The organism is Nocardia sp. NPDC059229 (genome assembly GCF_042754165.1).
Lineage (GTDB): Bacteria > Actinomycetota > Actinomycetes > Mycobacteriales > Mycobacteriaceae > Nocardia.
The window spans coordinates 16,874-37,707 of the sequence record NZ_JBHZAK010000031.1; the positions used below are offsets into that span (position 1 = coordinate 16,874).

Sequence of the window (20,834 nt, forward strand, 5' to 3'; positions counted from 1 at the left end):
AATCCGCCGGTCAACTCCCCCGGCCGGATGACCGCGCGCCACCATACCTGAAATACGGTGCGGCTCAGGGCGAGTGGTGCTCGGTGCCGCTGATGGCTCAGGCGGAGTAGTCGATGGGGTCGCCGAAGCTGCCGTCGCCGCGGCCGTATCGCAGGGTGATGTTTCCGGTGGCGGTGTTGCCGACGACCATGTCGAGGATTCCGTCGCCGTTGAAGTCGGCGAGGATCGGGGTCGACAGCGGCATGAGTCCGCCGGAGGGGTAGGTGGTCGGTGGGCCGAAGGTGCCGTCTCCGTTGCCGAGAAGGACTGTGATGGTGGAGGTTCCGGCGTTGGCGATCACGAGATCGAGTTTGCCGTCGCCGTTGAGGTCGGCGAGATCGAAGCATTGCGGCAGCAGTCCGCCGGTCGGTGTGACGACGGGTTTGGCGAAGGTACCGTTGCCGTTGTTGAGCAGCACGGAGATCGTGCTGTTCAACAGGTTCGAGAACAGCAGATCGGGCTTGCCGTCGCCGTTGGTATCCCGCGCCATGCCATACCAGGCGGTCAGGGCGCCGTCGGTGAGGGTAACGGGAGATTCGAAGGTTCCGTCACCGCGACCGCGGAAGATCTGGATCGTGCTGTTGATGTAATTGCCGCGCAGCAGGTCGAGGTTGCCGTCGCCATAGAAATCGGCGACCGCGGCGGATCCGGACCCGAGACCGCCTTCGGTGGAAACGGTGGTGGCGGGTTGAAAAGTGCCGTCTCCGTTGCCGAGCAGGATCGACCAGGAGTCGCTCTGGTTGGAGATGGCGAGGTCGAGAATGCCGTTGTGTGTGAAATCGCCGACGACCACCGCGCCGGGCATAAAGCCGGTCGGGTAATTGACGGCAGCGTTGAAAGTGCCGTCGCCTCTTCCGGTCAGAATGGAGACGGTGTTGGAGGTGAAGTTGGTGACGGCCAGATCGGGGATGCCGTCGCGGTTGAAGTCGGCGACGGCGACGTAGTCGGCCTGTCCGCCGGTGGGGTAATGCACGGCGGGTTCGAACCCGCCCCCGGGCTTACCCAGAAAGACCGATATCCCGTTTCCGAGTAGGAAGTCGCTGAACACGACATCCTTCATGCCGTCGCCGCGGAGGTCGGCGACCTCGGGGACCGCAGGTCCGATCAGATTGGGCACGGTGTCCGCGACGGCCTGGCCGTTCATCGGACCGGGGCCCACGAACGACATCCCGGCGGTCACCAAGGAAATCAGGCCGACGACAACCGATTTGATGCGTGACACTTCTACTCCCTGGACGAAATCTCTCCACGGAACCCTATGAGGTTCCCATCGCTGGGAACAGCTCGTGATCAGTCTCGTCGGCTGGTGTCGTTCCAGTGGGAGTAGTCGAGCAACGCGCGCGTGTAGTCCTCGCCGAAGAGGGGGCCGGGCAGGGCGGAAATGTCGAAGGCGGCCACCAGCGTCGGCAGTTTTTCGGCCAGAGTGGCGTGCTGCAGGCGCAGTGTCGTGGTGATTCTGGTGGCGTGATCGGTGGACAGCAGGCCGTGCTCGGCGTACCACATGCCGCGAGCGTGAATGCGATCCAAGGCGTAGGCGGCGGCCACGGAGGCGACCAGGACCCGGGCGGTGGGATCGGGAACGCACAGCGCGTCGGCGATCAGCGCGGTGGCGGCCAGCCGTTCGGCGGTGGCGGTGGCGAGCTCGATCGCGGCCGCGGCGGGTCCCAGTGCGACGCCGGCATTCCCGTAGGTCTGGATGCGGATGCCGGCGGCGATGATCCGTTCGCGCTGGGCGAGCATCTCGATATACCACGGGAGTCCCCCGGGAGTGCTCGGCAACTGCGGGAAGCTGCCGAGCTCCGCGATCAGTCCTCCGGCACTCACCCGCATGATCTGGTCCTCACCCGCGGCGGTGATGGTCGAGGTGGTGGCGATCCACTCGACGAGATGATCGGCGCGCAACGTTGCCCGCACGCCGGCATGCCGCCGGCACAACTCCAGCACCCGATGCGAGGTCTCGCAAAGCAGGGGTTTGGCGAGCATCGACCACAGTGTCTGCTGAGGTTCGGCGGAGCGCTCGGCCGCGTCGCGCAGGTGCCGGCCCAGCGCGCCGGCCGCGTAGACGGCCGCCACCCCGGTGACCAGATCACGCCGCACGTCGTCGCGGTCGGCCATCGAGATCCCGGATCCGGACCGGCGTTGCCTGCTGTAGTCGACCAGACTCGCCAGACCCGCGCGTGCCATGGCGACGCTCGCAGTGGTCGGATCGAGGCGGACGTTGCCCAGGACGGCGAGCACGCGGGGGAACCGGTCGGGTTGCGGCACCGAGCATTCGAACCGACCGTCCGCATCGATACGTGCCCAGTCCCCGCCGAGCAGCGCCTCCCGCGGCAGCCACACCCGATCGAACCGGATCATGGCGTAATCGATGGCCGCGCCGAGTGTGCCGGGCGGCCGAACGACGTGCGCTCCGCTGATCAGGCCCGCGCTGGTGCGCAGTTCGAACACGAACGGGAACACACCCTCGTCTCGACCGTCGACGAGCAGCCGCGCGGTGACGACGACCGTCTCGGCGACGGCGGCATCCGCGCCCTGGGCCATCATCTTGACCGAACCCGGTGTCGGCGAGGTCAGCCAGTATCCGTCGCCTTCGCGATCCCACGTGGCCGTCGTCTCCTGGTCGGCGCCACGGGTACCGCGGAGTTCGGTGAGCATCAGCGCGCCGACCGACACACCGGTATCGAGCGCGGCCAGACGCTGCCGTTGATGGTCCGATCCGTTGCCCAGGCTCGCGATGACTCCGACCGCCTCGATATGACCTGCCAGCGGCAGCACCCATCGCGGCGCAATCACGGCCGACCAATCCACCAGGGCGCTCCGCAGTCCGGTGTCGGCGGCGATCTCACGGGCGGGTCGATCCAACGCCGCGATCACCGTCTGCAACACAGCGGGCGCGAGCGTCGACTGCGGAACGTCGGCGAGAGACGAGCGGAGCGGATCCTCGAGGTCGGCGACGATATCGCGGACCTGGGTCTGGACCGCCAGATGAGGGCCGAAGACCGCTTTCCGCAGTGCCTGCACAGTCACATCGGTCTCGGCGTGCTCGAGTGATCTCTCCGCAGCGAATCCGACCGTAAAGTCCGTCGTTGTCATCGTAATCTCCTGTGCCGCAGTACATTCACTCGCAGAGGCAACGGCAGTGACCGTACGGCCGGGAAATCGTCGCAATGATGTACCGGGAGATCGAGTCTTGGCCGAACCGGGCCTGAAGCTGGTGGGTCACAGACTATTTCGTGCGGCCTTCGGTCCCGCCGCCGAACATCCCACAGCTGAGAAGCCCAGTCGCGTGCGCTTCTCGGCGACCCCGCGGGGATGCCGACCGGCCCGCCAGCCCTGGGAACGCCATACGCTTTGCGGCACAAGCGCATACGCGAGATCGGGACTGCTGAAGCCGGGCGCCGAGGTCATCGGTACGGGGAGGCTCAGCAGTCGGGGACGTCGGGGACTGATTCAGGAGTCATCATGGTGGAGGTGGCAGGCGCGGCCGGGACGGTGCGAACATCGATTCCGGCGCGGATCGATCGATTGCCCTGGTCGGGATTCCATACCCGAATGGTGATCGCGCTCGGTGTGGCGTGGATTCTCGACGGTCTCGAGATCACCGTCGCCAGCGCGGTCGCCGACACGCTCACCAAACCGGAGGCGCTGCACCTGTCCTCGACCGCGGTCGGACTGGTCGCGACCATCTATCTGATCGGCGAGGTGGCCGGTGCGCTGATCTTCGGCAGTCTCTCCGATCGCCTCGGCCGTCGCCGGCTGTTCATCGTCACCCTCGGCATCTATCTGTTCGGTAGCGGGCTCACCGCTTTCACGCTCGGCAATGGCAGCGGGTGGCTGGCGTTCCTGTTCCTGACGCGATTCATCGCAGGTGCCGGTATCGGCGGCGAGTACGCGGCGATCAACTCCGCGATCGACGAACTGATCCCTGCCCGCTATCGGGGCCGGGTGGATATCGCGGTCAACGGCACCTATTGGGCCGGTGCGATTCTCGGCACGCTGGGCACCTACGTCCTGCTCGATCGGGTGAGTGTGGCGGTGGGCTGGAGGCTGGCGTTCCTGATCGGGCCGGTGCTGGGGCTGGTGATCGTGGTCGTCCGCCGCAACCTGCCGGAGAGCCCACGCTGGCAGATCATGCACGGCCGGGCCCAGGACGCCGAGGCTTCCATCCGCGAGATCGAGCGCGGAGTGCGGGCGAGCGGAGTGGACCTACCGCCGGTGGACGAGACCCGGGCCATCGACATCAAGCCGGCCCAGGAGATGGGCTACCTGGCCCTGACCCGAGTGTTGTTCCGCGAGTATCCGTCCCGCGCCGTTCTGGGCGCGAGCCTGATGATCAGTCAGTCGTTCCTCTACAACGCGATCTTCTTCACCTACACCCTGGTGCTCGGCAAGTTCTACGGCGTCTCCGCCTCGGCGACACCGCTGTACCTGGTGGCATTCGCGGTGGGAAACCTGCTGGGCCCCTTGATGATCGGGCATCTGTTCGACACCATCGGCCGCCGCGTGATGATCTCCGGCACCTATATCCTGTCCGGATCGCTGCTCGCGGTGTCCGCTTTTCTCTTCTACGGCGGCCTACTGAGCGCGATCACCCAGACCCTGTGCTGGTGCGTCATCTTCTTCTTCGCCTCGGCGGGCGCCAGCGCGGCCTACCTCACCGTGAGCGAGATCTTCCCACTGGAGGTCCGAGCCAAGGCCATCGCCGTATTCTTCGCCATCGCACAGTGTTTCGGCGCACTGGGACCGGTCGTCTACGGTGCCCTGATCGGCGACGGCTCGTATCCGGGGCGCCTGTTCCTGGGCTACCTGCTGGGTGCGGCCGTCATGGTGGCCGGCGGCTCGATCGCGAGCCGACTCGCCGTCGACGCCGAGGGCCGCTCCCTGGAAGACATCGCCCCACCCCTGGCCGCGACCGACCCCGAGTCCTCGGCGCCCTGACCCGGCAGGTCGCGCACCGCAGGGCCAGGGCGGTCTTGCCATTCATGGCAAGACCGCGGGTGGTCGCCCGGCTGTACATTCGTAGCCGGGCGACGGGCGGACACTCGCCGCGCGACGCTGCCCCGCAACCGGAAAGGGCACTCGGGCAACAGTTCTCGGGGCCCGGAGAGTTCTCCAGATGAAAAAACCCGAACTTCGAGCAACGCTGCCTCGAGTTATCGCCCGTGCCGCGGTCATCGCGGCGATCGCGGTATCACCGGCCGCCGCCATGGCACCGGCATTCGCCGAGATCACGCTCGATGCACCGACGTCCCAGGACTCGGCATCGAACCAGGAAAGCGAGTGGGCGGCTCCCGACGGTATCTTGTCGCCCGCACATCACGGCTGGCCCGGTTACGGCTGGCGAGACTGCCCCGACTACCCGGGTGATCGGCCGGACTACCCCGGCGGCTGGTGGGACCACCCGGACTATCCGGGATACCACCATCATCGATACCCGCCCTTCCCGCCGCCGTCCGGCAGCTTCGGGGGCAGCGGCGATTACTGAATCCCGACCAACCGAATAACGCAAACCGGAGCCCGTGCGCGTGACCACCCTCGTGGTCACGCGCACGGGCTTTCTTTGCTCAATTCACATGGGAGTACGGGTTTCGAGAGACCTTCGACCAACGGCTCTGTCGCACCTTCCTACCAGCATTGCAAAGTTGTTGTCTCGCAGATCAATTGCTGACGCTTTGGCACAGCAGGCGCTGTGGGCGACCGAGACCCCCTTCCCACCGCGGAGAATCCCACGGTATCAAGTCACCGAGTATCGTACCGTTATATAACGGCACAATACTCAGGGGGCCTCCCCTGAGTGACCGCGGAGGAAACCGCATGATCACTCACCAGCCCAAGAGGTTCTTCGCTACCGCTTTCATCGCCATCGGCATAGCGGCAGGCACGACCATCACAGCGCCGCTCGCCCTGGCAGAGCACGACTCCCACTCGAGCTCGCACGACGGAGGCGGTGGCAGCAGCAAGCTGGGCGAAGGCGGCCAGCGCGATCTCCGTATGCCCAACGGCGCCGCGATGTCGTTCGCATGCGTCCCCGGCTCTGTCACGCACCCCTGTAATGCCCGACACTAGCCGCGCCGCGGGTCTGCGCGGCGAAATCGGCTGGCGCGCATCAGATCGCGGCGTGCTCCGAATCAGCCCAGCGATGCGCGTCGGAACAACACCCTCGAAGCCCCGGTAGACCGGGATTTCCCAGCAGCGGGAGGGCGCTGATCCGGCTGTTACCGTGCGGACAACCAACCGGGGAGGGTCATCGTGCATTCCGCTGTGGCGCATCTGAGTTCACTCATGACGCCCCCGCCGCTGCCGCCGGTGGTGCCTCCCCCGTGGGCCGAAGTCGAACACGCCATGGGGATGGCGCTGCCCACCGATTACCGGGACTTCATCGACCTCTATGGTGACGGCCGGATCAACGGGGCGCTGTCGGTGTTCTTCCCGGCCAGACGTGCCGGGCCTCACCGGTCACTCACGGTGTTGGCCGATAACACCGCGGGCCTTCGCGATAATGGATTCTTCGACGAGTTCGACTGCCGGAGAATCGATTCCAGCAATCTACTGCTGTGGGGCCAGACTCTCGCCGGTGACCTGCTCTTCTGGTCGATCGAGGACGAGAACCCGGACGAATGGGTAACCTCGGTATTCCTGCAGCGCGCTGGGGCACACCATTGCTGGCGCCGATTCGACTGCGGAATGGTCGAATTCCTGATCGGAGGCGTAGAAGGGCATCTGCCGACGGCGCGGGAATTGATCGGCAGTCGCTCCGGCGGGACGCGGTGGAGCCGGCTTCGAGACTGGGAGCACGACTTCGGTCATCCCCCCTCGGCGGTCTTCGACGACTTCGTCCCGACCGGCGGGCAATGGCCCGTCGACGGCCGTCGCACCCGCAGCGGCTCGCTCATTCCGCTGCGGAAATTCGGGCACTCCGGCGGTGATCAAGCCCATCTCTCACGAACAGGGGTGCAACGCCCGCTGATCGAACTGGACGAATCGCTCACGACCATCCGGCTGCACGGCGGTAGCCAGGACCCGGGCATCTCCTATGCGCTCTCCGGTGCCGCCGAGCTCGAATCCGAGGTGAGCCCGGGAACCGTCGGGCTGGAACTACTGTGCGACGGCCGGCCCATCGCGTCCGCGACGATCGAGCAGGCGAACCCGCGACCGGCGCTGCTCGACGTGGAGGTGCTGGTGGCGGCCGGCGCGCCCGCCGCCGCCGTGCAATTGCGGGTAGTCGCTGAAAACTCCGCCGAACCAGTGATCGTCCGTCACGTCTATCTGAGTGCCAAAGGCACGCTCGGTAACTGATCAGGCATTTCCAATACCCTGACCCGGGATCTCGGCTGTCGCGTCGTATTCTGCCGGCGCAGCTTGCCGCGATCAGCTCCGTAGTAATGAAATGTTGTGCTGGCGTCCCTGGTCCGATTGTGGCGCGGTCAGGAACAGGAGTATTGCGCGCCAGGCGTGCCGGGGCATGCCTGACGCAACAGCTGCCACGGCTCCCGCAACAGCGCTCGCTCCAGATAATAATGCCGCCTGGTCAAGGCCGGCGCTCGCGACCTTACGACTGCCGGAATCCGGCCGATCATTTCCAAGAAACTGTTGGATCAGCCCGCTTAAGCCGTGGACCGGACGACTGTCCTCGGTCATGGCACGCAAATCGGGCGCCTTTCCGCTGAGGTACAGCAGATCGGCGAGAACGAAAATCGCAGTGGCAACCGCGGAGACCACAACCAGATACGAAAGTGTGCTGCTGCGAGTTCGCAGGTAAATCACGACCGCAGCGACAGTCACCGCTGAGGCGAGGACGGCCAGCACCGCCCAGGTGCCGCCTATGTCCGTCTCGTAGTACCCGCCGGTCGCCCAGTTGATGCGACGACCGCTGACGCCCTCGATTCGGCCGAAGGCATCGGACTTCACACTCCCGGTCGGCCCCGAGGCCGACAGCCAGGGTTGGAACAACAAGGCGATCGTGATCAACCCGGAGACCGCCGCACCCAAGTGCCCCATTACGGCCGGAGCGGACGAATCATCTTGCGCTACGAGAGCTGCACGCCGATTGCCTTGCTCATCCCCGAGTTCTCGTTCGACATTTTCGTTCGGCGCACGCAAAATTGCTAAATTAGTCATTTTTCCAGCTACTGCAGTCGGCGGTGCCATTTCGAAAAATATTTCGAAAGGCGAATGATGGTCACAATGGGCAGCATTGGCCATCGACTGAATTCAGATTAATCCGAGTCGACACATACAGCAATGTGACTACGATTGCAGCGAGACCTCGACCACAGTGTTGTTGTAGTGTTTCGGATCAGCCTTTCGCGGCACTCGCTGATTCGGACCGATCTCACAGGTTTCGACGTGCCGATATCCCATTTGTCTCGTACGAGCTCGTGATAGTTAGCTTCGTACGCTGTGACCCGGCAAACTGCCCGATCCCCGCGAGGACTTCCGACCGCTATTCCCACCAATGGTCAATACATGGTTGTCATCTATCATCCGAGAATTTCACTCTCATCTGGACGGATCGGCCCCGCCGACAGACGAGGGAGGCCGGCGGCGGAACTCGTCGGGTGACTGGTCGCTCCAGCGCCGGAAGGAACGCCGGAAGACGCGGGCATCGGCATAGCCCAGGCGGGTGGCGACGGAGCGAATCGGCAGATGCGTCACGCGCAGAAGCTCCACCGCGTGTTCGTAGCGCACGGCTTCCACCTCCGCACGCCAGCTGGTTCCCATGTCGGACAGGCGGCGCTGCAAGGTGCGCGGGCCGATCGACAATCGTGTGGCGACGTGGTCCAGACTCAGATCGCCTTGGCTCAGCGCGTCTTTGATCGCGATCCGGACGGTGTTCTGCCGACTCGGAGTCGGCTGTGATGACGCCAGGAACAGCTCGGCATAATGACGCAGCATCGCACCCAGATGCGGGTCTGCTCCGGTGGGAAGTCGGCCGGCGTCCAGGAACGCGATCTCGGCATATGGTGTACCGAAATCGATTCGGCGGGTGCCGAATTCGTCGATCAGATGCCGATATCGACGGCTTTCCCGATGCGTGAAGGCCACCCGCACCGGCACCAAGGGTCGACGGGTAGCTTCCCGGACCCGCCGCAGCATGAGCGCCAGCGTGAACTCCTGGACCGGGCGAACGCATTCGGGCCAGAGTGGGGTGGTATCGCGAATGGACAACAGGCCGCCGTCCTCCACCACCTCCCAGCCGACGCCGGGATCCGTCACCACTGCACGCAGCTCCACGGCGGCGCGAACACTCGCCGCGAGTGTCGGTTCACTGGTGAACAGGTAGTCCCAGACATACAAGCCACCCCGCTCGGCGGTCTCCATCGCGAGCAACCCCGCCCCCGGACCGACCGCGGCATCCAAGAGTTCCCAGACGCGCGGGGCCCATGTTCCCGGGACGCGGAGCAGGTCGTTACCGAATGTCGTGGGATTCACCGTGGGATGAATGGCGGTCAGTTCGCTCCGCGGAACTCCGGCCCGAATCGCCGCCGCCCAAATCAAGCTCACCGTGCGCGCAGGAATGGTGCCTTCGATCATCGACAGAGCTTATCCAGATCGCCACGCCGGTTGTCGAGTCATTAAGCCCAGACTCCTTGCGGCATATCGAGTTATCGCAATGAATCGACTCGGCTGGCGCACGAAATTACGAACGAACTACTTTCGATAGTTAACCAAATGGTTAGTTCCCGGTGTCCAGTGACGGGTTGCCGGTACTGGCCTACCGACACACTGCGGACCCGGCCTTGGCCGGGTCCGTGTGCATGGCGTTTCGCTCTCGATCAGAGCACGAAGCTCAGCAGCGAGCTTCCCAGACCGACTGCCGAACCGACAAAAGACAAGATGTTGGCCAGATCGAGCGGGCCGGCTGATCCAGTATCGGGCACTGCAAACCTCTTCCATGTGATTCTGCGATCAAAGACGTGCGCCGTCGGGATCGAAGGGGCATCCGATCCCGCGGTCACCGTCCCCTGCCGCGAAGAGTGAATGTTGTTGGTGGGCAACAGTACTGGTGACGGACAGTCAGCACCTGCGCAACGCGGCACCTCAACTATGCCCGAAAGCGCGCACCAGCCGTTCCCAGCACCGGGAACAGCCGAAAATGAAGCCAGATCACACGGAAGGCGGTGCCAACGGACATGACGGTGGATGGGGCGACAATTCCGGATCCGTTCTTTCCGTCCACCGCACCGGTTCCCAACACGCCCAGGCCCGACGTCGCGCAACAGAACGTGTCTGTCTGAACCTGCCACCGACGAGTGAGGACCGATGAGAGAGTTCCATCCCGACGTGCAGGCCGGATTCAGCATGAGACGGGAATTGCGGCATCGCATCGCCGAAATGCGGGAACAGGCCGACGCGATCGTGGCACGCCGTCCATCACCGAGTGGCCTGGTCATCCCCGAGGTCGATGTGCGCGGACGACTCCGGGACCTATACCTGGCCCCCGGAACCTGCGATCGGTTCGACAACCGCGAACTGGCCGCGGAGATCATGGCGGCCATCGCCGAAAGCACCGAGGACGCCAAGCGGCAATACGCCCTCGCAATGAGCGACCCGGCCCGCTTGCCTCGCCCGCTCGAGGAGATCGTATGGGAATTGCACCCTGATCCGGCGAGTAGCCAACAGCAGAAAGCAGACGAAAATGTCGGGTAATCTAGACGCCCAGCCGGATGAGTTTCGTAGCATCGCTTCGGATCGAGATGCAGCCGCGGCAACAACCCGGAAGATCCAATTTCCGCAGGCTTATCTCGATGAGTACATTACTCGCAACGGAACGATCCAGGCGCCAGTGCATGCCCACCTGGTCGAGGGCCACACCGGTCTACACCGCGAGGCCCAGGGTATAGCCGCCGATCAAGAGCATGGGCGCGATCACCTACTTGACGGAGCCAGCCGCCTCGAGGAAGCCGATGTATTGCAGACATCGGCGGGCATCGATGAAAACAGCAGCCAGAGGAACGCCTGATGAGCGACGCGGCGGTCAATGACGCCGTTGATCGCATCGAGAAAAGCTGGATGCCCCAGGGCGTGTTTGGGAAGCTTGACGCTGACTATGGGTTCACCGACAACCAGATCAAGGATGCCCTCCAGAGACTGACGGCCCTGAGTGCACCAGACCTAAAAGAGGCCTGGAGAAGACTCACTCACCAGGGCTGGTGGAACAGTTCTATGGGCATGGAGAATTTCAAAGACGACTTTCTCTATTCTGTGAACGAAGCCAAACTCGCCGACGACCCCAAGTACAAGGATTTTATCGCGGCGATCAAGAATCACGCCGTCGATGCCTATTGCGATAATATAGCGGCTGGACCACAGTTCGGCAGGTATGGGTGGATATCGTCCGACGGCAACGATAAGAAACAAGATCCAGCAGATGTCACGCTCTATAGAGTGAAGGGGCGCAGCCCGCAATTGGACAGCCTGCTGCAGGACACCGAGTTCGTGATGAAGTGGGACATGAAAACGCTCGGACACCGCAATCCTGCCGCCCACCCCGACTTCAGCTTGGAGCAATTCGGACTCAAGATTCCGGATGTGACCGGCTGGTCGAAAATCAGAGATGCGAACGGTGACCTCAGTAAGCAGCTGACGGCACGGCAAGATGCTTATGTGCAGGCACACGCGGACCTTGCGAACACCGCGTACGACGCCGCGGTGACGGGTGATCAACTGTTCAAGGATCTGGTCGAGATCTTGGACCGGATCAACCACCAACTCGCGTACGAGCCGAAGTATGATCCGCTGGCTATAGGGCACGATTTCAACCAGGTCATGGAGAATCCGTACGGCAGTGCAACCTATAACATGCAGGTCCCCGTAAACTCCATGACGGGCACCGTATACCAGAGGGTCATCGACCCCAAGAACCCCTATTCCAACGAATATGTCCTGACCCCCGACGCCGAACAGCGCTATTATATCGGGCCGCTCGAAAAGGCCGCCGCAGACTGGGATGCCAAATACGCGGAGGCGGCCAAGAAATTCCAGGAGACTCCACAGACCGCACCTGATCCCGGCGCTGGCAAACCCGATCCAGGTGCCGCCAAACCTGATCCCGGCGCTGGCAAACCCGATCCCGGCGCTGCCAAGCCCGATCCCGGCGCTGGCAAACCTGATCCCGGCGCTGGCAAACCTGATCCCGGCGCTGGCAAACCTGATCCCGGCGCTGGCAAACCTGATCCCGGCGCTGCCAAACCCGATCCCGGCGCTGGCAAACCCGATCCAGGTGCCGCCAAACCTGATCCCGGTGCTGCCAAACCCGATCCCGCCGCCACGACAGTGTCCACCATCATGGACGGTCTCACGCCGGTCAATGGTGATCAGCATGCCGGCGCGACCGCCGACTCGGGTGCGACCACCGACCTCGGATCCACGTCCGGCGATCAGCCGACCGCCGGTGATCAGGCAGGGATCGGAAACAACTCGACCGATGTCACGCCCGCCGTGAGCACCGGCGGCGAGACTTCGCAGAGCCCGAATCTGCTGAACGACTTCTTTCTGACACAGGCACTTACGAGCGCGTTCAGTCAGAACCGCAACGGTTTCGGCAGTCCTTACGGCAACACCGACCCCAACGACCGGCAAAACCAGTACCCGGGGCAGCCCACGACCGCTCAACCGGCGACGGTGACCACCCCGGCAACCACCACTCCCGCCCCCGCCGTCACCGCTATCGGCGATCCCAAGACGACGCCCGCGGTAACCAAAGCGAAGTCGATGGTCGACCTTTCGATAGACGGCATCACCCAGCAGGTGACCTCGGTCGTACACGCTGCGGTGACCCATGAACAGAACTACCCCAATGGCAGTGACGCCCGCGCGGCGTACAGCGGAACGCCGGGCGAAAACACACCGAGCAACCCATGGGTGCAGGTGGACGAGCCCTCCCAGCTCCCCGAAGGTCAAAACACGAAACTCCGCACCGGTGATGTGGCACAGTGGGGTAACCGCACGGCCTTGGTGGTCGTGGAGAACGGTACTCGAATGATCATCATAAACACGAAGACGGTGGCGCTGCCCGATGCCGAGAATCCCCCGGATTCCGGACTCGGAGACTACGGCACGTTCAACGGCTTCTTCCACCCCACCGGCGCCGACCTGACCAGCGCCCTGCCGACGACTCCCCCCGCTTCGACACTTTCCGTCTGATGATGTGGATTTGCTGGGCCAGCAGTGATCAGTTGCCACGGTAAAGCGTTACGCTTTACCGTGGGGGTATGGCGAAACTGAACATCAGCCTCCCCGACGCCACTGCCGAGGCCCTGCGCGAGAGCGCGGACGGCAACGTCAGCGCCGAGATCAACCGGGCGGTTCTGCAGCGGCTCGCGGACAAGGAGTTGCGCCGCATCGCCGCGCACGAGCAGGCGAACCCACCGAAGTACAGCGATGCCGACCTGATGCGCATCGGCATGGGCCTGCCCCTGTGAGAGAACTGCGCCAAGGCGACATCTACACCATCGCCGCCGGTGACGGCTATCTGACCGTGGTGATCGTCGACGGCCAAACGCTGCTGCGCCATCGCGACGTAGCGCTGGCGGTGCCGGTCGTCGACGCCCGGGAGATGCCGCAAGATCTGCGGATCTTCTCCGTGGGCTGGGGCGAGGGCCGCGTACTCGCACTGCACCGGTTCATCCCTTGTGTACGAGTGGTGCTCGAGGCCGGGACCTACGACGGGACCGTGAGCACCGAAGCACTCGACTTCATAAAAATGGTGCTCGCCGTCAGATTCGACCTCTGAATCGACCCTCTGAGTTTCCACCGCCGCCCGCTGTCACGGGTCGGTTGTTCATGAGTCCGGTTGGGTCCGGTAGATGCCGAAAAGAGCCAGGATCGGGAAGCCGAACAGCCACAGGTTAGGGATCCACCACGCCAGTTCATAGTCACCTCGGAGCACATAGAAGTTCAATGCCATCAGTCCCGCGGCCGAGGTCAGCGACAAGGACACCGTAGTGACAGGGAGCGATCTCGCGCCGGACCGGGCGGCGAGGCCGGCCAGACCCAGGCCGATCGCGGCGAGATCGAGTCCAAGGAACGACCAGTTCCATTGCTGCAGAAGATGATCGGATCCGACGCTGAGGACGCCCAGCGCGGTGCCGATCCAGTAGGTCAGAAACCCGAGATCGGTCAGGAACACGATCTGTCTGATACGGCGGTGAATGAAGGGTGCGGGCATCACGCGTCGACGCCGGATGAGTCCGGGTCGGATTTTTGCATAACCACGGTTATGTAATATCCGTGATGTAAAGTGCCGTGTCAATGCCGAAGATCGTCGACCACGAGGAACGACGCCGCACCATCAGCGCCGCGGCGTGCCGGGTCATCGCCACCGCAGGTCTGGCGAACACCACCGTCCGTGACATCGCTACCGAGGCCGGGTGCACGACCGGAATGGTCGTGCACTACTTCGACGGCAAGCGCCAGGTGCTGCTCGCGGCATTGGCATCGGCGACCACGGCGGTCGAGGAGCGGATCACGGAGATGGTCACGCAGTCCGCGGACATGTACGAGGTGCTGTGCCAGTGCCTGCCCATGGATGAGACCCGTCGCATCGAATGGCAGGTGTGGATAGCGTTCTGGGACTGGGCGACTCACGATGCCGAGCTGGCAGGCGAACAGCGGCGGCGGTATCGAGCCTGGCGCGAATCGCTGCAGATGGTGCTGGCGTCCGCGGGGTATGCGGGCCGGGCCCTCGAGAGTGTGGCCGAAGAGCTGATGGTCATCATCGACGGCATCGGATTGCAGGCGGTTTTCGATCCTGATCGGTTCACTCCGGAGTACCAACTGGCGCTGCTCCGGCGGCAGGCCGCGCGCGTCCTGGACGAAGTGACGATGCGTTTGCGCTGATCCACACCAGCGGAAGGGCCAGAGCAATCAGTGCTGCGGCCACCAGAAATACGGGCCGCGGGTTATTGCCTTCGAGGTGTGTGCAGACTCCCGCGAGCACCGTCCCCGCTGTGCCAGCGGCTAATACGACAGATCGCACCGAGCTGGTCACCCTGCCGAGCAGGGGGCGCGGGACTATCTGTTGGCGGATCGTCCGGATGATTATCACCGCCAGGACCGAGCCGCCTATGAACACCATGTTGGCGATGATCAGCACAGCGGCGTTGGATGCCAGGCCGATGCCGATCAGTCCAACTGCCATGGCCAGCACCCCTGCCGCGCATGCGACGAGCGGGCGTCGGTGAGCGCCGAGTACGCCCGCGAGCGCAGCGGCGAGGATCCCTCCGAGACCGCCGCCGGCGACGACCGAGCCGACAATGTGGGCGGGCTCGCCGAGTCGGTCGCGGGCGAAATAGGGAATCAGTGTTTCAGCGCTCTGAGCGAATGTTGTCACGACCTGCAGCAGCACCATGCCGGTGAGGAACGGTGATCTCCTCAGGAAACGAAGTCCCTCAACGAATTCGATGCGGGCCAGCTTCAGCGTCGCTCGTATCCCGAAGCCATGGCCATCCGACGGCGGAGCTTTGTCATCCGCGGGTTCGGGTGCGTTGGAATCTGCCCCGCGCGCGGTCGCTCGTAGCGTGGCCAGCGAGATCGCGAAGGTCGCCGCGTCGAGGAGCAGGGCTGCCCCGAGTCCGGCCCCGGTCGCGACGAGTCCCACGAGGGCCGGCCCCAACACAGCCGACAATTGAGCGGATCCTTCGAGAAAGCTGTTGGCACGCAGAAGTTTCGGCCCCTGGAAAAGATCGCGGACAGCCACGACCAGCGCGGTCTCGAAGAACACGCCGGCAACACCGGCTGCCCAGGCCAACCCGAGAATCGTCCAGACCCCACAGGGCAACCATGACAGCGAGCCGAACAGGATGAGAAATATCGCGAGGCGAACAGCATCGGCGGCCACGAGGACGCGCCACGGATTCGTTCGATCGACGACCGGGCCGGCCGGTAGACCTGCGATCAGATAGCCGACCATGCGCGGGGCCTAGGCCAGCGCCGCGATCATGGGATCGTCGGTGAGCCGGAGTACGAGCAGCGGGATGGCCAGTACCGCCAATCCGTCGCCCAGCAGAGACGCTGCCTGCCCCGGCAGGAACACGCGGCTAGCGGGCATTCGCGGCAACCGTCCACATATGGCCCGTCAGTGACTCCATCCGACAGCCGTACGCAGACTTCACCTCCCACTTCTGAGTGCCGTAGTCGATCTGCGCAACACCCCTCCGCAACGCGGCTCGGATGGTCTCGTAATAGCACATGACGAAGTACGCGCCATAGGCCTCGGGCCGGCGACCGCACCAGAGCATGCGCAGGGTGCTTCCGTGCCGAAGCCCCAGTGTGAACCCGACCAGCCGCTCCCCATGGCGGGTCGCGATCACCACGATGTCGTCGGTTCGATAGTTGCGCAGCATTCGATCTATCGCCGCCGAATGAGCGGCGGAGTCCGCCTCCGCGCCATACTTGCGCAACAAGTTCAGCCTGAGCTCGAGCACCTCGTCGCGAACTTTACCGAGATCAGCTTCGGCAACGGTCATGTCGTTCTCGGCGAGGCGGCGACGCGGCCGGCCCCAGTCGGCCCGCCGTCGTCGGGACAGCTGCCCCAGGTACTCCTCGACATCATCGAACGAGACCGGAAGGACGCAGGTGGGATACAGATCTACCGGTATCGCGCCGAATTCGCTCAAGGCCCACCGAAGCGGAAGCTGCCGTTGCGGAACGTAGAGAAACGACACTGATCGAGCGCCTTCGTCTCGCGCCCAAGCATCCAGTCTTTCCAGCGCGCACCGTAGAGCATCTGGGTCGCGCGCACCCGAACCCGCTGGCACACAGGAGAATCCGGGCAAGACAGCCAACACTGAGGGATACAGCGAGGATTCCCGGACGTCGATCACCCTGGTCGAATCCCTGATGTCGGGTGATGGCATCTCGCCGCGCAGACCGGCTGCCAGGTTGTACCGCAATTCTTGTGGAGGCGACGGCAGCCACCGTAGATGCAACCCGACCTGCGGGGCGCCGTCGATATCCGTTACATGCCATCGAGATTCGCCGGGAAGTAGTGGACCCATCGTATCGAGCCACGCCGGAGACACCGTGTAATCCGCTGTGGCCGCTGCCATCTCGGCCCAGATTTCGGGCCTCTCGACTGTGCAACTCGCATCGACATGAATGTTCACCGCTCCTCGACTGTCCTGCCGGTCGCGCGCATCCGCAGTCCAGCCGGGGAAAGAATGGCGGTGGCTTTGGGGCGGACCCTGCTTCCGGGCAGGTGGCTCAGCGACCATCGGGCGGCGATGGTCGCCAGCATGAGTGTCGCCTCGGTCTGGGAGAAGACATCGCCCATGCATTTGCGGGCTCCCGCGCCGAAGGGAACGTAGGCGATGCGCTGTGGAGATTCCTTTCCCGGCAACCAGCGATCCGGATCGAACCGGTCGGCGCGGAGCTGGTCGGCGCGGTGGTGGATGGGATAGGCACCGAACACGATGGTGGTGCCGGCCGCGATCGCATGTCCGCCGAGTTCGGTGTCCGCGGTGGCTGTTCTGGTGAGCAGCCACGCCGAGGGCCACAGCCGCATCGTTTCGGTGATGATGCGGCTGGTCAGCTCGAGCTGCTCGAGGTCGGCATAGCTCGCGACGCGCCCGCCCAGCACTGCGTCGACCTCGGCGTGCAAGCGATCTTCGATCTCGGGGTATTGCGCCAGCATGTGCAGTGCCCACGCCACGGTGCTACCCGTGGTCTCGGTACCTGCCCAGAAGAATGACAGCAATTGGCCGATGATCTCGTCGTCGCTCAGCCTGGGATGGTCGCTGTCCGGGTCGTCGGCATGCAGCAGCGCCGACAACAGGTCGCCATGGTCGGCTCCGTCGGCACGGCGGGCGGCGATGATGGTCGACATGTCCGCACGCAGGCGTCGGCTCGCGCGCTCGTAGCGCCACGAACCCAGCAGATTCAGCCGCGCCAGCTGCGGCGGGATGATTACCCGCTGATAGATCCCGTTCACGATGGTGGACAGATCCTCGAGCATCCGCTGCAGCACGATCGCCGGCAACGACTCGGAGAACATTGTCGCGACAAGAGTGTTCGAGGCAATCGTCGTTGTCTGCTCGAGTACGTCGAGAACCTGTCCGTCATGCCAGCGGTCGACAGCCGCGGTGATCTGACTGGTCATGATGTCTGCGTAGCCGGGCAAGCGCGTCTTGTGGAACGACGGCTGAGCCAGCCGTCGCAGACGGCGGTGCACATTGTGCGGGCACACCGGCAGACTGTCGCCCACCACGTCTCGCGCACGATCGAAGAACGGGCCCCCCTTGTCGAAGATACGGTCGTCGCGCAACAGCTTGTCCAGCAACCCCGGTTCGGACACGACAACCGCAGTGCCCGGGCCGAAACGGATGCGTATCAAATCACCCTGCACGGCAAGCGATTTCATAAACTCCAGCGGCCTTCGCACCAGCTCCAGGGTATGCCCGAGCAGCGGCAAGGCTCCTGGCGCGAGAGGGATCGTAGGTCCGAGGTTCACTATGTACTCTCCTGATCCTGATCGAAATCCATTGGCCACGAGTCGAATTACGGCACACAGTGCGGCCTGCGCACCGAGTGCGGTCGAACTGTCAACAGAGACAGCGCATTTCTCGCGCATGGGAGGGCATCACGGCGATCACCAGACCCGCTGGATGTCAGGATCCGACTTTCACCATGACTGCGGAGGGATGACATATGCACGCGCCCATCACAACCGAACTTGCCGTGGGTGAGCGCTTGGAGATGCGCCGACGCCGACGCGGCTTGTCGCGCAAGGTAGTGGCCAACCTGGCCGGGCGTAGCGAGGAGTGGCTGCGACTGGTGGAATCGGGCCGTCGAAAGCTCGACAGCGTCGAGGTGCTCATCCGGCTCGCCGAGATTCTGCAGATCGACAACCTCACCGAGTTGATCGACATGACACCCACACAACCTGCAGGCTTCAGCGCGGACAGCGATATGCTGGAGGCGCTGCGCGGGGTCATTCTCGATCACCCCATGCTTCGGGTCAGCGAAACCAGCAGTGTCACTACACAATTCGACACCGAGCTGCTTCGCGCCGACTTGTCGGCGTGCGGGCAGATCTGGAATACGGCTTCGAAACGCTACTCGCGACTGGCCCGCGACCTGCCCGCGGTCGTGCGAACCAGCCAGCAAGCACGCTGGGGCTCGCGTGAGGATGCCTCGGCCCGGCTGCTCGTTCAGGCCTATCACCTGGCGCGGCAACTGCTTACCGCCTGTGGCGATCACACCCTGGCCGCGGTTGTCGCCGACCGAGCGATGGATATCGCGACCAGTCTCGGGGACGCTCGGCTGATTGCGGCCAGTGCCTGGGAGGTCGGTAACACGTTGATGGGCATGTCGTATCCGGTTCACTGCCAGGATTACGTACTGGCCGCGGCCCGGCGCCTGTCCGCGGACTTGCCGGACACGGCTGCCGAGACCGCCTTGTGGGGCGCGTTGCATCTGCTGGCCGCCCAGGCCGCCGCAGCGACCAAGCACAGCCAGGACGTGATGCGATTGCTGGCGAACGCGGCGAACGCGGCGGACGCTGTCGGCGCGAATGCACAATGCTGCGGTATTCAATTCGGGCCCACCGAAGTAGGTTTGATCGGCATCCAGGTCGCACTGACATCGAACAATCCCGACGAGGCGATCCGGCTCGCCGCCACGATAGAGCCGACCGCGGACCTGCTGCCCGCCCGCCGCGCCAGATATCACATCTGCCAAGCCGTTGCGTATGTGCATCGCCGCGACGAGGTAGCGGCTGCGCTGGCACTGACCAAAGCCGCCAAGGCATGCCCCGAGGACATCCGATTCGATCCAGATGCCCGCCACGCCGTGCGCCAACTGCTGCGCCACGACAACTACCTGGTGCGCCCGGAAGTACGTCACCTCGCCGAACTCGCCGGCTTCCAATGACCCACGCGTCCCGGAATTGGGGCCACACCCATTTGGCCGCACCGGCATCGGCGGGCACCAGGATTCGGTCAAGGGCCCGGCTTCGGAGCCGAGCCACCGACCCGTTACAGCGTTTGCGGAAAGGTCTGGTTCATGGATACCGACTCCCAGAATTACCACCTGCGATGGGCGGGCGCGGTCGGGACGCTGCCGTTGCCGGCCATGATCATCGGGTTCGCCATCGGTCAATTCCCTTGGCCCGACGACAATCTCGACGGTCACGTCTACCTCGACTACGAGCTGCCGCGACACTTCGGTGAAGTCGGCACGCTCGTGTGGCTGATGCTCACCGCAGCGCAGGTGTTGTTCGTGTGGCTGCTCGCAGTCGCCTACATACGACAGAGTGGCCGTATCACGATGAGCGCGATGGTGATGGTCGGCGGCGGCGCAACATCCGCGGCCACGGCTCTCGTGTTCGCAAGTACGTTTCTGACCATCGCGGTCATGGGACGCGGATTCCAGGGTTCGGGAGGGGGCTTGGATCATCCGGCGCTGATGGTCATCGCGTACTCGTGGAATCTCACCGAGATCTGTTTCGCACTCAACACGGTACTGCTCGGGCTGATCTGGTTCGCTATAGCGGCGGCGAATCGCCATCATCGGATACTGCCTGCCGGTCTGGCACGGGCAGCCGTCGCTGTCGGGGTCATCGATGTCGCTTCCCTTGTCTCAGTGTTCATTCCGACCGGCCCCTGGTCCCCCGGCTCCGTCGGCAATGTGCTGCCCGGTGCGGTGGCCACTTACGTCTGGATCATGGTCGGCGCAGTCACCTTGCTCAGTCGTCACGGCCTGCCCACCGGGCTCGGTGTGAAGACACCGAGCCACATCGGCCGGTAGCCCATCGGGCCCGCCTGATGTGCGGGCCCGCATTCGCGGGAGCTTCT

At 64.1% G+C, this 20,834-nt stretch carries 20 protein-coding genes; 11 read left to right on the forward strand and 9 right to left on the reverse strand.

Annotated elements, in window-relative coordinates; translation table 11 throughout:
• Window positions 1-97 precede the first annotated feature (97 nt).
• Complete coding sequence (locus ACFXHE_RS39925; RefSeq protein ID WP_379390274.1) at window positions 98-1,261, reverse strand: FG-GAP repeat domain-containing protein; 1,164 nt, start codon at window positions 1,259-1,261, stop codon at window positions 98-100.
• Between the two features lie 68 nt (window positions 1,262-1,329).
• Window positions 1,330-3,132 (reverse strand): acyl-CoA dehydrogenase family protein, encoded by a 1,803-nt coding sequence (locus tag ACFXHE_RS39930; protein WP_379390276.1) that lies wholly within the window; start codon window positions 3,130-3,132, stop codon window positions 1,330-1,332.
• A 369-nt stretch (window positions 3,133-3,501) separates the two neighbouring features.
• Here ACFXHE_RS39930 and ACFXHE_RS39935 point away from each other — a divergent pair, with 369 nt between their 5' ends.
• The 3 genes from ACFXHE_RS39935 to ACFXHE_RS39945 all read left to right on the forward strand — a co-directional run bounded on the left by ACFXHE_RS39935 (window position 3,502) and on the right by ACFXHE_RS39945 (window position 7,335).
• A complete protein-coding gene (locus ACFXHE_RS39935; RefSeq protein WP_379390278.1) occupies window positions 3,502-4,977 on the forward strand; it encodes an MFS transporter in 1,476 nt (491 codons plus the stop codon).
• A gap of 178 nt (window positions 4,978-5,155) precedes the next feature.
• On the forward strand, window positions 5,156-5,524 hold the full coding sequence (locus tag ACFXHE_RS39940) for a hypothetical protein (protein WP_379390280.1): 369 nt from the start codon (window positions 5,156-5,158) through the stop codon (window positions 5,522-5,524).
• 764 nt (window positions 5,525-6,288) lie between these two features.
• Window positions 6,289-7,335: a hypothetical protein gene (locus tag ACFXHE_RS39945; RefSeq protein ID WP_379390282.1), complete on the forward strand. Its 1,047-nt coding sequence runs from the start codon at window positions 6,289-6,291 to the stop codon at window positions 7,333-7,335.
• A 72-nt stretch (window positions 7,336-7,407) separates the two neighbouring features.
• On the opposite strand, the gene ACFXHE_RS39950 is transcribed toward ACFXHE_RS39945, so the two are convergent.
• Together ACFXHE_RS39950 and ACFXHE_RS39955 are read right to left on the reverse strand one after the other, a co-directional pair.
• Window positions 7,408-8,241, reverse strand: coding sequence for a hypothetical protein (locus tag ACFXHE_RS39950; RefSeq protein ID WP_379390284.1), 834 nt, complete (start codon window positions 8,239-8,241; stop codon window positions 7,408-7,410).
• 297 nt (window positions 8,242-8,538) lie between these two features.
• On the reverse strand, window positions 8,539-9,573 hold the full coding sequence (locus tag ACFXHE_RS39955; protein WP_379390286.1) for a helix-turn-helix domain-containing protein: 1,035 nt from the start codon (window positions 9,571-9,573) through the stop codon (window positions 8,539-8,541).
• A 729-nt stretch (window positions 9,574-10,302) separates the two neighbouring features.
• On the opposite strand from ACFXHE_RS39955, the gene ACFXHE_RS39960 reads away from it, so the two are divergent.
• The 5 genes from ACFXHE_RS39960 (at window position 10,303) to ACFXHE_RS39980 (ending at window position 13,774) form a co-directional block, all read left to right on the forward strand.
• Window positions 10,303-10,689 (forward strand): YbaB/EbfC family nucleoid-associated protein, encoded by a 387-nt coding sequence (locus ACFXHE_RS39960; RefSeq protein ID WP_379390288.1) that lies wholly within the window; start codon window positions 10,303-10,305, stop codon window positions 10,687-10,689.
• Window positions 10,679-11,002, forward strand: a complete 324-nt coding sequence (locus ACFXHE_RS39965; RefSeq protein ID WP_379390290.1) for a hypothetical protein — start codon at window positions 10,679-10,681, stop codon at window positions 11,000-11,002. The genes ACFXHE_RS39960 and ACFXHE_RS39965 overlap by 11 nt, the downstream gene beginning before the upstream one ends.
• Window positions 11,002-13,185 (forward strand): hypothetical protein, encoded by a 2,184-nt coding sequence (locus ACFXHE_RS39970; RefSeq protein WP_379390292.1) that lies wholly within the window; start codon window positions 11,002-11,004, stop codon window positions 13,183-13,185. The genes ACFXHE_RS39965 and ACFXHE_RS39970 overlap by 1 nt, the downstream gene beginning before the upstream one ends.
• Window positions 13,186-13,253: 68 nt before the next feature.
• Window positions 13,254-13,463 (forward strand): hypothetical protein, encoded by a 210-nt coding sequence (locus tag ACFXHE_RS39975; protein ID WP_379390294.1) that lies wholly within the window; start codon window positions 13,254-13,256, stop codon window positions 13,461-13,463.
• The gene (locus ACFXHE_RS39980; RefSeq protein WP_379390296.1) at window positions 13,460-13,774 is read left to right on the forward strand and encodes a hypothetical protein; all 315 of its coding nucleotides are present in this window, start codon (window positions 13,460-13,462) and stop codon (window positions 13,772-13,774) included. Before ACFXHE_RS39975 ends, ACFXHE_RS39980 begins: the two co-directional genes overlap by 4 nt.
• A 48-nt stretch (window positions 13,775-13,822) precedes the next feature.
• Here ACFXHE_RS39980 and ACFXHE_RS39985 read toward each other — a convergent pair whose 3' ends face one another.
• Complete coding sequence (locus ACFXHE_RS39985; RefSeq protein ID WP_379390298.1) at window positions 13,823-14,170, reverse strand: DUF5360 family protein; 348 nt, start codon at window positions 14,168-14,170, stop codon at window positions 13,823-13,825.
• A gap of 122 nt (window positions 14,171-14,292) precedes the next feature.
• On the opposite strand from ACFXHE_RS39985, the gene ACFXHE_RS39990 reads away from it, so the two are divergent.
• Window positions 14,293-14,880, forward strand: coding sequence for a TetR/AcrR family transcriptional regulator (locus ACFXHE_RS39990; RefSeq protein ID WP_379390300.1), 588 nt, complete (start codon window positions 14,293-14,295; stop codon window positions 14,878-14,880).
• On the opposite strand, the gene ACFXHE_RS39995 is transcribed toward ACFXHE_RS39990, so the two are convergent.
• From ACFXHE_RS39995 to ACFXHE_RS40010, 4 genes are read right to left on the reverse strand one after another with little or no spacing between them, the layout of a single operon-like run.
• Window positions 14,801-15,952 carry an MFS transporter gene (locus ACFXHE_RS39995; protein ID WP_379390302.1) on the reverse strand — a complete coding sequence of 384 codons (1,152 nt, stop codon included), beginning with the start codon at window positions 15,950-15,952 and terminating at the stop codon, window positions 14,801-14,803. The genes ACFXHE_RS39990 and ACFXHE_RS39995 overlap by 80 nt on opposite strands.
• 9 nt (window positions 15,953-15,961) lie before the next feature.
• Entirely contained in the window at window positions 15,962-16,090 is a 129-nt protein-coding gene (locus tag ACFXHE_RS40000; RefSeq protein ID WP_379390304.1) for a hypothetical protein, read from the reverse strand.
• Window positions 16,080-17,147, reverse strand: a complete 1,068-nt coding sequence (locus ACFXHE_RS40005; RefSeq protein WP_379390306.1) for a GNAT family N-acetyltransferase — start codon at window positions 17,145-17,147, stop codon at window positions 16,080-16,082. The genes ACFXHE_RS40000 and ACFXHE_RS40005 overlap by 11 nt, the downstream gene beginning before the upstream one ends.
• Window positions 17,144-18,451, reverse strand: coding sequence for a cytochrome P450 (locus ACFXHE_RS40010; protein WP_379390308.1), 1,308 nt, complete (start codon window positions 18,449-18,451; stop codon window positions 17,144-17,146). Before ACFXHE_RS40010 ends, ACFXHE_RS40005 begins: the two co-directional genes overlap by 4 nt.
• Before the next feature lie 236 nt (window positions 18,452-18,687).
• Between ACFXHE_RS40010 and ACFXHE_RS40015 the strand changes: the two genes are divergently transcribed.
• Both ACFXHE_RS40015 and ACFXHE_RS40020 read left to right on the forward strand, forming a co-directional pair.
• Window positions 18,688-19,911: a helix-turn-helix domain-containing protein gene (locus ACFXHE_RS40015; protein WP_379390310.1), complete on the forward strand. Its 1,224-nt coding sequence runs from the start codon at window positions 18,688-18,690 to the stop codon at window positions 19,909-19,911.
• Window positions 19,912-20,043: 132 nt separating this feature from the next.
• Complete coding sequence (locus ACFXHE_RS40020; protein WP_379390312.1) at window positions 20,044-20,787, forward strand: hypothetical protein; 744 nt, start codon at window positions 20,044-20,046, stop codon at window positions 20,785-20,787.
• The last annotated feature ends 47 nt before the right edge of the window (window positions 20,788-20,834 follow it).

Coding starts and splice junctions, on each gene's coding strand:
- ACFXHE_RS39930 (WP_379390276.1), bottom strand. CDS start 3,132: ATGACAACGACGGACTTTACGGTCGGATTCGCTGCGGAGAGATCACTC.
- ACFXHE_RS39935 (WP_379390278.1), top strand. CDS start 3,502: ATGGTGGAGGTGGCAGGCGCGGCCGGGACGGTGCGAACATCGATTCCG.
- ACFXHE_RS39940 (WP_379390280.1), top strand. CDS start 5,156: ATGAAAAAACCCGAACTTCGAGCAACGCTGCCTCGAGTTATCGCCCGT.
- ACFXHE_RS39950 (WP_379390284.1), bottom strand. CDS start 8,241: ATGGCCAATGCTGCCCATTGTGACCATCATTCGCCTTTCGAAATATTT.
- ACFXHE_RS39955 (WP_379390286.1), bottom strand. CDS start 9,573: ATGATCGAAGGCACCATTCCTGCGCGCACGGTGAGCTTGATTTGGGCG.
- ACFXHE_RS39960 (WP_379390288.1), top strand. CDS start 10,303: ATGAGAGAGTTCCATCCCGACGTGCAGGCCGGATTCAGCATGAGACGG.
- ACFXHE_RS39965 (WP_379390290.1), top strand. CDS start 10,679: ATGTCGGGTAATCTAGACGCCCAGCCGGATGAGTTTCGTAGCATCGCT.
- ACFXHE_RS39970 (WP_379390292.1), top strand. CDS start 11,002: ATGAGCGACGCGGCGGTCAATGACGCCGTTGATCGCATCGAGAAAAGC.
- ACFXHE_RS39975 (WP_379390294.1), top strand. CDS start 13,254: ATGGCGAAACTGAACATCAGCCTCCCCGACGCCACTGCCGAGGCCCTG.
- ACFXHE_RS39990 (WP_379390300.1), top strand. CDS start 14,293: ATGCCGAAGATCGTCGACCACGAGGAACGACGCCGCACCATCAGCGCC.
- ACFXHE_RS39995 (WP_379390302.1), bottom strand. CDS start 15,952: ATGGTCGGCTATCTGATCGCAGGTCTACCGGCCGGCCCGGTCGTCGAT.
- ACFXHE_RS40000 (WP_379390304.1), bottom strand. CDS start 16,090: ATGCCCGCTAGCCGCGTGTTCCTGCCGGGGCAGGCAGCGTCTCTGCTG.
- ACFXHE_RS40015 (WP_379390310.1), top strand. CDS start 18,688: ATGCACGCGCCCATCACAACCGAACTTGCCGTGGGTGAGCGCTTGGAG.
- ACFXHE_RS40020 (WP_379390312.1), top strand. CDS start 20,044: ATGGATACCGACTCCCAGAATTACCACCTGCGATGGGCGGGCGCGGTC.